The sequence below is a fragment of the Scytonema sp. HK-05 genome (genome assembly GCF_963872035.1).
Taxonomy (GTDB): Bacteria; Cyanobacteriota; Cyanobacteriia; order Cyanobacteriales; family Nostocaceae; genus Kalymmatonema.
In genome coordinates, this window is sequence record NZ_CAWMYC010000158.1 from 69785 (window position 1) to 82344 (window position 12560).

Genomic DNA, 12560 nt, shown 5'->3' on the forward strand with positions numbered 1-12560 from the left:
AAGGCTATTCTATGCTAAGTCTGTTGGTAGTTGTTACCGACCCACAAAATACAAATGTCCGCAATGCTGAAACTGTAGATTGCATTAGAATATTCAAAAGCGATACGCGTAGCGTCAAGCCTCCGGCTTATCGCCTTACGGCGAAAAAGGTAAATACTAACCGCAGGCGATCGCGCATGCTGCTGCCTTTAGCGGATAGCCTACATCAACCCCATCATCAAAAGTGCGATTGCAAAGGTGCCACTGCCCTGCATGGCAATCGCCCCCAATACCGCAAAGCCCACTACACTAAAATCAAACTAACCCTGTTGTCTAAACGGTAGAACAAAGCTTAGATAAAGTGTCATGACCGTAACTACCTATAAATGGACAATTGAACGATATCACCGAGCAATAGAGGCAGGCATTTTTGATGACCAGCCTATAGAATTATTGCGCGGCGATCTCATTGTTATGCCGCCAGAACGAGAACCCCACGCCTACTACAATACAGAAGCCGCCGATTATCTCCGCACACTACTTGGTGAACGGGCAAAAATCCGCGATGCTAAACCTGTAACTCTGCCAAACAATTCCGAACCTGTCCCCGACGTTGCCATTGTCAAACCTTTAGGCGAAGTTTACTTAGAACACCACCCCTATCCTGAAGATATTTTCTGGATTATTGAATTCTCCAACGCCACCTTAAATAAAGATTTAGGTGAAAAAAAAGATATCTACGCTGAGGCAGGCATTACTGAATATTGGGTTGTTAACCTCAAATATAAGCGGTTGCAAGTATTTCGTGACCTCAAAAATGGGCAATACGAAACCGAACTGACACTAACTACAGGTACTATTGCCTCTCTAGCCTTTGGTGATGTATCCGTCCAAGTTGAACGTCTCATAGGTGTAGCGAGAAGCTATTAGCTGTGTTGTGTCTCTAACCGATGAAGCTCGGTGATGTCCTCGATCGCCAGCAAAATCATCTGTGTATTGTCGATTATAGGCATCTTGCGAGCATTGAGCCGCATGATTTTACGCCCAATCTGCTCAAAATCATGCTCAACCTCAAAATCTTGAAACTGGGTATTATTGGCAAGAATCTCTTCTAGCAGCGATCGCAATTGAGGAATGTTCCACTGTCCATTGCCCAATTCAAAAATCAAATGTTGCTCAGTTTCCACTGGCGCAACCTCAAATGTGTCATAAAAAGAACGATTTGCAGTGATAACCCGCAGGTCTAGATTCAGCACGAGCAGAGGTTCCCGCACGGTTTGCACAATCGCTTCGGCATAATCTCTCGCTTCCATCAATTGCATGTTACTGCGTTTGAGATGATCAATATCAACCAACACCAAAACCGCCCCATCAATCTTGTTGTCAATTGTCCGATAGGGGCGAATCCGCAGGTCATACCAGCGCCCATCTCGGTCTTGAATCTCCTGAGCCTTCAAGTTGAGCGTACGAATCACCTCTAAAATCTGTTGCTCTAAGTTAGGCAGATTCAGCTTGTGATTAATATCGCTCAACGGTCGCCCCACATCGCTTGAAATCAAGTTGAAGATGCCTTCGACCGATGGAGTAAACAGCCGAATTTGCAGATCGCCTCCTAGCATCAGGATAGGGATATTGATAGTGCTGAGCAGATTCTGCAAATCGTTGCTCACCTGAGTCGCTTCCAGCGTGCGTCGGCGCAGTTCCTCATTCACCGTGTTCAGTTCTTCATTCGCCGCCTGAATTTCTTCTTTCGCTGTTTCCAGTTCCTCATTCGTACTTTGCAGCTCTTCATTGCTCGACAAAATCTCTTCGTTGGCGGCTCTCAAGTCCTGGTTCGTGGCTTGCTGCTCTTCAATGATCGATTGCAGATGTTCTCTTGTCGTTGCCAGTTCCTGCTGGAGCCCAGCAATCTCAGTCGCTTCCCTTGTCTTGCGCTTAGAGGGGGTGCTGCCATCATTGGTTGCCGGTGGCAAGGCTGGGATGAGCGGAGCATCTTCAAATAGAACTAAAAAACACTCTTGTGCGCCGATTTGGAACGGAATGACATTAATGGTGATTTGCCCGATCCTATCGCCGTGTCTCACCTGTAAACCTTCCCGTTTGATCGGCAGCTTTTGCTGTTTTACCTGATAGATAGCAGTCTGTAGCTCTCGCCGCAATTCTTCTTTTGCCATCCTCAGCAGGTTCAAGCTCGCCTTTCTACCCCGATATAAATAACAAAAGAAGTCTCAATTCATTTAATTTCTTGAGACTCGTATTTCGGGGCGTGACCTCGCATCCCGCGTTATTCAGGTGTGCATTTTTGATTCGTACGCAATAAAAATAATATTTTTGAGAAAATTATTATTCGTACGCAACCTTATTTTTTATTACAATAATAAAAGCATACGAATCATAGTTTAAGATTTGTTTGTCAGCAAGTAAATTTTGTGAATACGTCCAAGTATAGGAAAATTTTCAATTAATAATGATAATCACATAAAAGACAGGGGGTCACAGGCTCGCCTGTGACCCCCTCCACATTATCATTTGTTGCCTAGGTGTGGCAAACCGCCGTCTACAACTGCATGCAGCTTCTAGAACAGCGATTGGCTGGCTGCTTGAAGTGCTTTGTTTGAGTCAATTCAGACAATCTAGAGGTTAAGGCATGGCTTTACAAGAGAAAACATCAACACTCGTCATCAATTCGCCCGAAGCTAACCCAGAATTTGAAGCGTTATTAGACTACCTCAAGCACAGCCAAAATTGTGACTACACGGGCTATAGACGCTCTACCTTGATGCGACGGTTCCAGCACCGAATGCAAAGCATCAACATTAATAGCTATCAAAGCTACCGACAGTATTTGCAAAGTGAGCCAAGAGAATTGCTTGCTCTGTTAAACGACGTTCTGATTAACGTCACTTGTTTTTTTCGCGATCGCGACGCTTGGAATTATTTAGCAACTGACATCATCCCCAAAATCATCGCCAGCAAACAACCTGATGAACCCATTCGAGTTTGGAGTGCGGGGTGTGCTTCTGGGGAAGAAATCTATAGTTCCCTGATTTTATTAGCAGAAGCGCTCGGTATCGAGTCCTGCTTAAAGCGAGTTCGGTGTTTTGCAACCGATGTAGATCAAGCTGCCATTTGGCAAGCGCGGCAAGGCACATACAGTGCGAGAGATATTATGGGCATTCCTCCCGTTCTGCTTGAAAAATACTTTCAACATACTGAGGAGGGTTATGTCTTTCACCCACAACTTCGCCGCACGATCATCTTTGTTCATCATGACTTGGCTAAAGATGCTCCCATGTCTAAAATAGATCTGCTGATGTGCCGCAATGTGCTGATTTATTTCAACCCAGAGGCTCAAACGTCTATCTTGGTTCGCTTTCACTTTGCGCTCAAAAACACGAGTTTTTTATTCCTGGGTAAGACAGAATCAGTAATCAGCCGCAGGGAAATTTTTACGCCTGTCAGTTTGAAGCACCGTGTTTATGCAAAAGGGCTAAATCTAGAACTGCAGGATTACTCATCGCTTATCAATCCTCACAAGTTAAAAGCAAGTGGACGAACAAGCATTGTTGACGTTCCGAAAAAGCTACGGTGAGTGAACCTCACCCAGCAGCACTTCTTGACTTGCCCCTGTAGCGGTTGGTAAGTTACCAGGAGTACCTGATTGTCGCCAGTATGCCAAAACTGCAAAGGCGATCGCTTCTTTAAAATCGGCACTTAAACCAACTTCATCTGTTGTTAAGACTGGTACTGGTGCCAACAGCTGTTGTAACCGACTTTTCAGATAAAGATTGCGACTGCCACCCCCGCACAATAACACCCGCTCTGGCATTTGTGGTAGAAAAGTGCGGTAACTGTGAACAATCGAAGCCGCCGTTAGTTCTGTGAGAGTTGCCAAAAAGTCGGCTGGACTGAGTTGGTAAGCTTCGGCGTCTTGTAAACACTGATGTAGGTAAGTCACACCGAATAACTCTCGACCAGTAGATTTGGGGGGTGGTAGATGAAAGTAGTCTTGACTCAGCCATTCTTCTACTAATGGTTCACAAGGATTACCACTCGCCGCCCAACTGCCATTTTCATCGTAGCTTTTAGCACCATCCGTTAAATGCTGCACCGCCAAATCCAAAAGACTATTTGCAGGTCCCGTATCCCAAGCGCGAATTTTTTCTAACCAGTTGTCCCGGCGAGGTGGCATATAAGTAACATTACCAATACCACCTAGATTTTGTATACAACGTGCTTCTTGAGGATGGCTGAGCAAAGCCGCATCTATCCGAGGTACGAGGGGCGCACCATGACCTCCCGCAGCAATATCCGCTACACGGAGGTTACTCACTGTTGTTATACCCGTTAAATTAGCAATGACCGCACCGCGACCAAGTTGGAGGGTGTAACCGAGTGGGGATGAGGAAGTATTTGCTTTCTTATCTTCCGGTGGTCTATGGAAAACGGTTTGACCGTGAGAACCAATCAAAGTGGCTTTTTCGTGACCAATTTGAATATTTTGCGCTGCTTGGGCAAAAGCAAAGGCGATCGCATCATCTAATTCTGCCAACTCTGCCATTGAGATGGCAACCCCTGCACACACTGCTAAGATGCGTTCTCTGAGATCCGCTGGGTAGGCATAAGTTGCACCAGCGACCAACTCAATTTTGATATCTAAATTTGTACCAGAAATATCTACCAAGGCAGCGTCTATACCATCTACAGACGTGCCACTTATTAAACCTATTACAATCATCTAATTTTAAACCGCAGATAGACGCAGATAATAATTATCTCAAAATTATCATTCCTGCATCGAACGATTGAACCCATTATTTCTCTCAGCGGATTTATCGGCGGAAATAATATGTAAATCGATGTTTTTCAGCAAGCGTAGCAATTTATGGGTTAAAGACCCTTTGAGGAGGATTTGCCAACGTGTACGCTGACTTGCACCTATAACAATTTGGGTGATGCGGTATTTTTCAGCGATTTGGGCGATCGCCTGAGCTATATCATTGCTGGTGTGACGAATGAATGTACCGTCAAATTCTTTACATAACTTTTCACAAGTTTCTATATATAGGCTTTCTTCCTTAGTGAGGAAGCGGTCTGGAGCGGCAACGAAGATAACATATAGAGGGGCATTCATGTAGCTAGCAATTCTAGCTCCCCGACGTAACAATTGTACTGAGTTGGGATAAGTGGATACACACACCAAAACCCGCTCGTGAATATTGCAAAATTGACCTTGTGGAGTCGAGGCAACGGCATTTTCCTCAATGTTGTCCGCCACTTCCCGCAGTGCTAACTCTCGTAAAGCAATCAGGTTGCGGCGTTGGAAAAAGTTATCGAGTGATTCTTGAATTTTTTGCGGTGCGTAAATTTTGCCTTCTAGCAAGCGCTCTCGCAGCGTTTCTGGAGTAACATCTACTACCACAACCTCCGATGCTTCCTCTAGGATGCGGTCAGGAACGCGCTCTCGTACTACCACCCCAGTAATTCTTGCTACCAGGTCATTGAGGCTTTCCAGATGCTGAATATTCATTGTGGAGTAAACATCAATACCTGCTGCCAGAATAATTTCTACATCTTGGTAACGTTTTTCTCGTAGCGAACCTGGGACATTAGTATGTGCTAGTTCATCGACTAACACCAACTGAGGCGATCGGGCTATGATTGCATCTGTATCCATTTCTGTGAGAATCAACCCACCCCGAGGAATTTCCTTGCGCTTTACTATCTCCAACCCTTGAGCCTTTTGCGCCGTTTCCTTACGTCCGTGGGTTTCCAACAGCCCAATCACGACATCAATACCTTCGTGTTTCAGTGAATGGGCTTCTTCCAACATGCGGAAAGTTTTGCCGACTCCGGGAGCCATGCCAATGTATATTTTGTGTTTACCTCGCCGTGCTGGACTAAGGTCATAAGGGGCAGAAGGTACCGATTTAGTGTCTGTTTGTTTTGAGTTATTCTTACCGAGAAGCTCACGCTTATCAATCATGAAAGTGTTGGCTTTTATGCTTTAATATGCTCCCACTGCTACAAGCGAATAGTCCAACAAAACTAATGACTAATGTAGAACTTTCGGATGCAACGTCTCTACATTAATGAATAATTATCTATTCTGCTGACGGTTAAACTCATCTAGCTCAAGGGCGTAATTTAATTTTAAAACGTTAACTCCAGGCTCTCCAAAAATGCCTAAAAATCTGCCTTCGGTATACTTATTAATAAAAGGAAGTATCTCATCTGGTCTGACACCACGGGCACGAGCAATTCTATCCAACTGCTCTCGTGCTGCTTTCACTGAAATATGTGGATCTAAGCCAGAGCCAGAGGTGTAAACTAAATCGGCATATGGTTGTATATTTTCATCTTTGAGGCGATTTGCCTGTTCTACAATTCGCTTAAGCAATTGTGGACTGCTAGGAGCGAGATTGCTAGCCCCAGAAATGCCAGTAGGATTTCCTTGTTTTCCTTGGCTATATCTAATAGTACTGGGACGACTCTGAAAATATCGATCAGATCTGAACTGTTGACCAATCAAAGCTGAACCAATTTCTTGTCCCTGAATATTTTGCACTATGCTGCCCTGTGCCTTGTCTTTAAGGAAAGGGACTTGACCGACCAAAAGTATGAATAAAGGATAAATGATAGCGGTCAACAACCATAAAATCAGAGTGATACGAATTGCTTTAGCAATTTCTCTAAGAATAGACATAAAATTTTTTCTACACCCTCTTTAATATGCTTTAATAATCAATAAAATTGTGTAGTTTAACTAAAAGCGTTCTGGCTGAAAAACAACAACAAATAAGTAAACGATAACTGCCAAAGTCACCAATCCTAAAACGCCAATTGCCCAAGCAGAACGGCGTTCCAAAGTACCATCAGCAGCAGCATAAACTATAGGGGCAATGAGTAAATTCAGGCAAAGCGCCACAAAAATTGCCAGTGGCAACTTTTGAGAACGCCATTCCGACCAGACAAACGAAATTGCCTGCATCACATCCATTGGCAAAAACTTATCCAATACATCAACTTTTTTCTTCATAAACTACCTTGCTTACTCATTAGACTTATTGCACGAATATAGCGCTTTGCAACCCGGAGTAAGGTACACCAAAGAAATAATGAACCACAGATGGACACTCATGGGACACAGATAAATAATTACTTCATCTCCCCTTTTGCGTCCTTTGCGTCCTTTGCCTCTTGGCGGTTTTTTTGCCTCGTTCCCAGCCTCAGGCTGGGAATGCAGCCTTGGGAGGCTCTGCCTGCCTTACTTGAGGGACAGCCGCTTCAAGGGCATTTCCAGGTGGAACCACCCTTCGGGTATGCCTGCGGCACGCCCAGGCGACTGGTGTAAGCGCAAAGCGTGCCGTTAGGCATACGCGTAGCGTCTCCGAACGCTCTTTGCGTGTCCGTGCCTCCTGAGGAGGAGCTTGCGCTAACGGCCTCAAGCCGTGCCCGTTCGCTCTTTGCGTGTCCGTGCCTCCTGAGGAGGAGCTTGCGCTAACGGCCTCAAGCCGTGCCCGTTCGCTCTTTGCGTGTCCGTGCCTCCTGAGGAGGAGCTTGCGCTAACGGCCTCAAGCCGTGCCCGAAGGGCTCAGGACATAGGGCTCAGGACATAGGAGATACCCGAAGGGGGGTTCCCCCCGTTGTTCGCGTATCCCTCACGGGACGCTTTGCGACGAGCGCGTCTCCGTGCCTCTCTAGGAGGACGCACGGTACAGGCGCAGCCGTGCCGCACCGCGAGGGAGATAGCAACTGCCGTACAGATGGACACAGATAAATATTCCTATTAAGCCAATCCCACAGCTGTAATCAATATATCAATCAACTTAATGGCAATAAATGGCGCAATCACACCACCAAAGCCATAAATGAAAATATTTTGTTGCAAAAGCTGATTAGCCGTCAAAGGTCTAAATTTCACCCCTGTTAGTGCCAAAGGAATCAAAGCTGGAATAATCAAAGCGTTGTAAATCAACGCCGACAGCACAGCAGAATGAGTACTAGTCAACTTCATGATATTCAAACTTCCCAGATTAGCTGAGGTAAATAACACCGGGATAATCGCAAAGTATTTAGCAATATCATTAGCGAGGGAAAAAGTTGTCAGCGCACCGCGAGTAATCAGCAATTGTTTACCAATAGCAACAATATCAATCAGCTTTGTGGGATCAGAGTCCAAATCCACCATATTGGCTGCTTCTTTTGCCGCTTGAGTCCCAGTATTCATTGCGACTCCGACATTTGCCTGGGCTAGCGCTGGTGCATCGTTGGTACCGTCTCCCGTCATCGCCACCAGTTTGCCCAGCGCCTGTTCCCGTTGAATTACGGAGATTTTGTCTTCTGGGGTGGCTTCGGCAATAAAGTCATCAACTCCAGCTTCTTTAGCAATCACAGAAGCGGTAATCCGGTTGTCTCCAGTCAGCATGACGGTACGCACTCCCATCCGCCGCAACTGGTCAAAACGTTCGTGGATACCTGGTTTGATAATGTCTTTGAGATAGATGACGCCATATATTTCACCATCAAGGGCTACTGCTAACGGTGTTCCTCCCAGTTGCGAAACTTTTGTGTATGCTGCATCAAGTTCTGGTGAATCTCGTCCGTCGCGGGAACGGACAAATCCCTTAATGGCTGATACCGCACCCTTACGTATTTGACTTCCATTGGGCAAGTTTGTGCCACTCATGCGGGTTTTTGCTGAAAATTCTATCGCTTGGGACCTTTCGTGGTCAAAATCAATCCTTGCCCCTAGTCTTTGTGCCAGTCGGACAATCGATTTTCCCTCGGGTGTATCATCGAACACACTCCCTATGAGCGCTACATTGGCAATTTCCTCCAGAGAGTGACCGTTAATGGGGATAAACTCTTCTGCCAAGCGGTTGCCTAGGGTGATTGTCCCTGTTTTATCCAAAACCAGCGTATTGACATCACCACACGCTTCTACGGCTCGTCCGGAGGTGGCTATGACGTTAAACTGGGCGACTCGATCCATACCAGCAATACCGATCGCACTCAGTAACCCCCCAATGGTAGTGGGTATCAACGCGACTAACAAAGCAACCAATATCGCCACACTGATTGGACTTCTGACATAGCTGGCGATCGCGCTTAGAGTCACTACGACAAACAGAAACACTAACGTCAGAACCGCGAGTAACACCGTCAGGGCAATTTCGTTTGGTGTTTTGCTGCGTTCCGCCCCTTCCACCAAGGCAATCATTCGGTCAATAAACCCTTTACCAGGGTCTGCACTGATGCGGATAATCAGCTCATCCGAGATAATCCGCGTACCGCCGGTGACAGAACTGGCGACATCTGAACCTGTTTCCTTGAGGACTGGCGCAGATTCTCCGGTAATTGCCGATTCATCCACACTGGCGACACCCATAATCACTTCCCCATCGGCGGGGATCACATCACCAGCAACCACATACACCGTATCACCCTGCCGCAAGCTGGTGGAAGAAACTTCACTCATTGAACCATCAGGAGCGAGTTTTTTGGCAATTGTTTCTGACTTGGTTGCTCTTAAGGCATCCGCTTGCGCTTTACCCCGCCCCTCTGCCACTGCTTCGGCAAAGTTGGCAAATAAAACGGTGCAGAACAGAATTACCGTAATCAATCCGTTAAAAAGTCGTAGGTTTTTGCCTGAAACCGGACCAAACAAATAAGGGTCGATGGTCACAAGTAAGGTGATAATGGTGCCAACCCAAACCAAAAACATGACTGGGTTTTTAATCGCGTTTTTGGGATTAAGCTTGACAAAAGCATCTTTGATTGCTCTTTGGTAAAGCCCTTTCGTATTTACCCGCGATTGTTTGCGTGCTTGGCGGCGATCGCTTTTACGAGGAGAAGGTTTGGATGAAGGATTTGTGGAGTCCATGACGAACAATTCATAAGGTACGGCATTCACGCATTCAAAACTAGCACCCACCACGAACAAAATTATTTAATGCCACTGGCAAGGTTAAAACCTTCGGCTATTGGTCCTAAAGCCAAAACGGGGAAAAACGTTAGCACACCCAAAATCAAAATGACACCAGCTGTGACAGTCGTAAATAGCCGAGAGTCGGTTCTCAGAGTGCCTGGAGTTTGGGGTACTGTTTGTTTGCGTGCCATGCTGTCTGCTAAAAGCAAAATGGCAATAATCGGAATGTAGCGTCCCAGTAACAAACTGAAACAGGTGCTTAAGTTCCACCACAAAGTGCTATTGCCCAACCCCGCAAAGCCAGAACCATTGTTGGCACTAGCTGAGGCGTATTCATACACCACTCGTGAAATGTTGTGAAATTCCGGCGAACCGGTATATCCAGGCGGCGGAATTTGAAATGCTAAGGTACTGGGAAATGCCAAGGCGATCGCACTGGGAATCAAAACTGCAATTGGGTGAATCAATAGCACTACGCTAGCAAGGACAATTTCTCGCTTTTCAATTTTGCGCCCCAAAAACTCTGGAGTACGTCCCACCATAAGTCCTGTAAGAAACACGGTGAGAATTAAATAAATGAATAAATAAGCGGTTCCTGTTCCTTGCCCACCCCAAACAATTTGCAAAAACAAGTTTAATAGGGTGGAAAAGCCTCCCGGTGGCATGAGAGAATCGAGCATTCCATTGACTGCACCACACATGGTTCCGGTGGTTGCGATCGCCCACAATGCCGTTTGTGCCCAGCCAAACCTGACTTCCTTGCCCTCTAAATTCGGCTGTTCCAATCCCAATGTATTATCAACAATGGGATTGCCTTGATACTCGCCAACCGCTGTAATACTCACCAAAACCGCAAAGATGGCAAAAACCATCCAGAAAAGTCGCCAAGCTTGCTTGGTGTTGTTGGCAAATAAACCGTAGGTGTAAATCATCGCCGCTGGAATACAAATCATGGCGATGATTTCTATTAAGTTAGAAGCACTATTGGGATTTTCAAACGGGTGTGCGGAGTTCATCCCAAAAAAACCGCCGCCGTTTTCTCCTAACTGTTTGATTATCTCAAAGGAAGCAACTGGACCTCTGGCTATATATTGCGTTGCTCCCTCTAAGGTTGTCACTTTCAAAGGACCATTCAATGTTTGCGGTACACCTAATGCGAGTAATGCGATCGCACCCACAATTGAAATTGGCAGTAATATGCGCGTAATTGAACGCGTTAGATCCACGTAGAAATTTCCCAAGGGTCTACCTGTCAAACCCCTAATAAAAGCAATTCCTACTGCCAACCCAGTAGCAGCTGAAGTAAACATCAAAAAGGCTAAAGCTGCCGTTTGGCTGAAATAACTTAAGGTTGTCTCACCAGAGTAGTGCTGCTGGTCGGTATTCGTTAAAAATGAAATTGTCGTGTGCAGCGTTATGTCCCATCTAGGAGCAGCTAACCCAATAGGATTCCAAGGTAAGAATTTCTGAACAGATATGAGCAGAAACACCACAACACCCATAATAATGTTGCTGTAAAGTACTGCTCTGGCATACTGCCTACCCGTCATATCGTCTTTTGTGCCTGTACCAGCTAATGTAAAAATAATTCGCTCTACAGGTTTCATGACTGGGTCAAGCAGCGTTTTTTCTTCCAAGAAAACACGCGCTATATATCTGCCCAATAGCGGAGTTATTGCTATCACAATACACAGCGTTACGCCAATTTGAAAAAATCCTTGTCCCATTTATCTAGCCAAAATTATAGATGGATAATTTGAAATATTTTTTCACCCAAAATTAGTTAGCAATCAATCTTATTGCTTCAGCCTTTATTTATAAATTGAATCTCTATTCTTCTTCTGCTTTATCTTTCCTCCTAATATCTAGGACTTACCCACTGTAGAAATGCACCCGCATATGCATTTACTATCGCCGTCTTTGCAAGCAGCTTGTAAAAAGCTGTTAGTTTCACTTTAGGCTGCAATTGTCAATAATTTGGAAACATTTAAACACAACGGTCGAAAATTACCTTGTCTTAAGATTTACTGCCACCATACAACCCCGTTGATTAACGTAGTATCGTTCCTACATATAACAACTTATTTGTAAAGTGCGTAAGTCCTAATATCATTTTCTCCTTTTTTTCTGTCCTCCCATCTTGGCTTGATTTGTTAAATTTTGTATTTTACATCTGTCTTTAGTTATAGTTGTTTTACTAAAATCAAGAAAAAATTGACTAAAAAATACATATTTTTGAATTTTAGCTAGTATGGCGTACTTATAAGCAAATTAAATTACCACTTTTTACCAAAAAATTATATTTCTTGTTGGCTCTTTATTAAGAAATATCACATTTCTACCAGCACCAGCAATTATCTATTTGATATAAGCATCTATATATGTGTTGATATAGGTGAAAGCAAGGTTATATATATGTTGATATAGGTCAGATAAGGGTTGGAATATAAAGTATCAGGTGAAAAGGACTTCAAAGGATTATTATAGGGGCTTGGAACAGAGAGATTTTTCAAAGATAGAAATAGTATTTAGGGCTTGGAACAGAGAGATTTTTCAAGGATACAAATAGTATTTAGGGCTTGGAACAGAGAGATTTTTCAAGGATAGAAATAGTATTGAAATGAGAATAGCAACTGAATGACATTATCAA

At 44.7% G+C, this 12560-nt stretch carries 11 protein-coding genes; 4 read left to right on the plus strand and 7 right to left on the minus strand.

Annotated elements, in window-relative coordinates:
* The first annotated feature begins 11 nt into the window (after nucleotides 1-11).
* Both AACT52_RS36725 and AACT52_RS36730 read left to right on the plus strand, forming a co-directional pair.
* Nucleotides 12-323 (plus strand): hypothetical protein, encoded by a 312-nt coding sequence (locus tag AACT52_RS36725; protein ID WP_073628447.1) that lies wholly within the window; start codon nucleotides 12-14, stop codon nucleotides 321-323.
* Nucleotides 324-345: 22 nt separating this feature from the next.
* Nucleotides 346-909, plus strand: a complete 564-nt coding sequence (locus AACT52_RS36730) for a Uma2 family endonuclease (RefSeq protein ID WP_073628449.1) — start codon at nucleotides 346-348, stop codon at nucleotides 907-909.
* On the opposite strand, the gene AACT52_RS36735 is transcribed toward AACT52_RS36730, so the two are convergent.
* The gene (locus AACT52_RS36735) at nucleotides 906-2153 is read right to left on the minus strand and encodes a PAS domain-containing protein (protein WP_073628451.1); all 1248 of its coding nucleotides are present in this window, start codon (nucleotides 2151-2153) and stop codon (nucleotides 906-908) included. The two genes, AACT52_RS36730 and AACT52_RS36735, sit on opposite strands and share 4 nt — an antisense overlap.
* A gap of 473 nt (nucleotides 2154-2626) precedes the next feature.
* Between AACT52_RS36735 and AACT52_RS36740 the strand changes: the two genes are divergently transcribed.
* Nucleotides 2627-3571, plus strand: a complete 945-nt coding sequence (locus AACT52_RS36740; protein ID WP_233153822.1) for a CheR family methyltransferase — start codon at nucleotides 2627-2629, stop codon at nucleotides 3569-3571.
* Here the strand turns inward: AACT52_RS36740 and AACT52_RS36745 are convergent.
* From AACT52_RS36745 to AACT52_RS36760, 4 genes are all read right to left on the minus strand, one after another.
* Nucleotides 3563-4717, minus strand: coding sequence for an anhydro-N-acetylmuramic acid kinase (locus AACT52_RS36745; RefSeq protein ID WP_073628453.1), 1155 nt, complete (start codon nucleotides 4715-4717; stop codon nucleotides 3563-3565). The genes AACT52_RS36740 and AACT52_RS36745 overlap by 9 nt on opposite strands.
* A 48-nt stretch (nucleotides 4718-4765) precedes the next feature.
* Nucleotides 4766-5965, minus strand: coding sequence for a universal stress protein (locus AACT52_RS36750; RefSeq protein ID WP_073628455.1), 1200 nt, complete (start codon nucleotides 5963-5965; stop codon nucleotides 4766-4768).
* A 114-nt stretch (nucleotides 5966-6079) separates the two neighbouring features.
* On the minus strand, nucleotides 6080-6685 hold the full coding sequence (gene kdpC, locus AACT52_RS36755) for a K(+)-transporting ATPase subunit C (RefSeq protein ID WP_073628457.1): 606 nt from the start codon (nucleotides 6683-6685) through the stop codon (nucleotides 6080-6082).
* A 60-nt stretch (nucleotides 6686-6745) separates the two neighbouring features.
* A complete protein-coding gene (locus tag AACT52_RS36760; protein WP_073628459.1) occupies nucleotides 6746-7018 on the minus strand; it encodes a potassium-transporting ATPase subunit F in 273 nt (90 codons plus the stop codon).
* Nucleotides 7019-7108: 90 nt separating this feature from the next.
* Between AACT52_RS36760 and AACT52_RS36765 the strand changes: the two genes are divergently transcribed.
* Nucleotides 7109-7333: a hypothetical protein gene (locus AACT52_RS36765; RefSeq protein WP_143172724.1), complete on the plus strand. Its 225-nt coding sequence runs from the start codon at nucleotides 7109-7111 to the stop codon at nucleotides 7331-7333.
* A gap of 435 nt (nucleotides 7334-7768) precedes the next feature.
* On the opposite strand, the gene kdpB is transcribed toward AACT52_RS36765, so the two are convergent.
* Together kdpB and kdpA are read right to left on the minus strand one after the other, a co-directional pair.
* Nucleotides 7769-9865 carry a potassium-transporting ATPase subunit KdpB gene (kdpB, locus tag AACT52_RS36770; protein WP_073628461.1) on the minus strand — a complete coding sequence of 699 codons (2097 nt, stop codon included), beginning with the start codon at nucleotides 9863-9865 and terminating at the stop codon, nucleotides 7769-7771.
* A 62-nt stretch (nucleotides 9866-9927) separates the two neighbouring features.
* Nucleotides 9928-11637, minus strand: a complete 1710-nt coding sequence (kdpA, locus tag AACT52_RS36775; protein ID WP_073628463.1) for a potassium-transporting ATPase subunit KdpA — start codon at nucleotides 11635-11637, stop codon at nucleotides 9928-9930.
* Between the last annotated feature and the right edge of the window lie 923 nt (nucleotides 11638-12560).

Bases quoted from the DNA above. Each gene is read 5' to 3' on its own strand.
- AACT52_RS36740 (WP_233153822.1), top strand. From the start codon at position 2,627: ATGGCTTTACAAGAGAAAACATCAACACTCGTCATCAATTCGCCCGAA.
- kdpA (WP_073628463.1), bottom strand. From the start codon at position 11,637: ATGGGACAAGGATTTTTTCAAATTGGCGTAACGCTGTGTATTGTGATA.
- AACT52_RS36730 (WP_073628449.1), top strand. From the start codon at position 346: ATGACCGTAACTACCTATAAATGGACAATTGAACGATATCACCGAGCA.
- kdpC (WP_073628457.1), bottom strand. From the start codon at position 6,685: ATGTCTATTCTTAGAGAAATTGCTAAAGCAATTCGTATCACTCTGATT.
- AACT52_RS36745 (WP_073628453.1), bottom strand. From the start codon at position 4,717: ATGATTGTAATAGGTTTAATAAGTGGCACGTCTGTAGATGGTATAGAC.
- AACT52_RS36750 (WP_073628455.1), bottom strand. From the start codon at position 5,965: ATGATTGATAAGCGTGAGCTTCTCGGTAAGAATAACTCAAAACAAACA.
- AACT52_RS36725 (WP_073628447.1), top strand. From the start codon at position 12: ATGCTAAGTCTGTTGGTAGTTGTTACCGACCCACAAAATACAAATGTC.
- AACT52_RS36735 (WP_073628451.1), bottom strand. From the start codon at position 2,153: ATGGCAAAAGAAGAATTGCGGCGAGAGCTACAGACTGCTATCTATCAG.
- AACT52_RS36765 (WP_143172724.1), top strand. From the start codon at position 7,109: ATGGACACTCATGGGACACAGATAAATAATTACTTCATCTCCCCTTTT.
- AACT52_RS36760 (WP_073628459.1), bottom strand. From the start codon at position 7,018: ATGAAGAAAAAAGTTGATGTATTGGATAAGTTTTTGCCAATGGATGTG.
- kdpB (WP_073628461.1), bottom strand. From the start codon at position 9,865: ATGGACTCCACAAATCCTTCATCCAAACCTTCTCCTCGTAAAAGCGAT.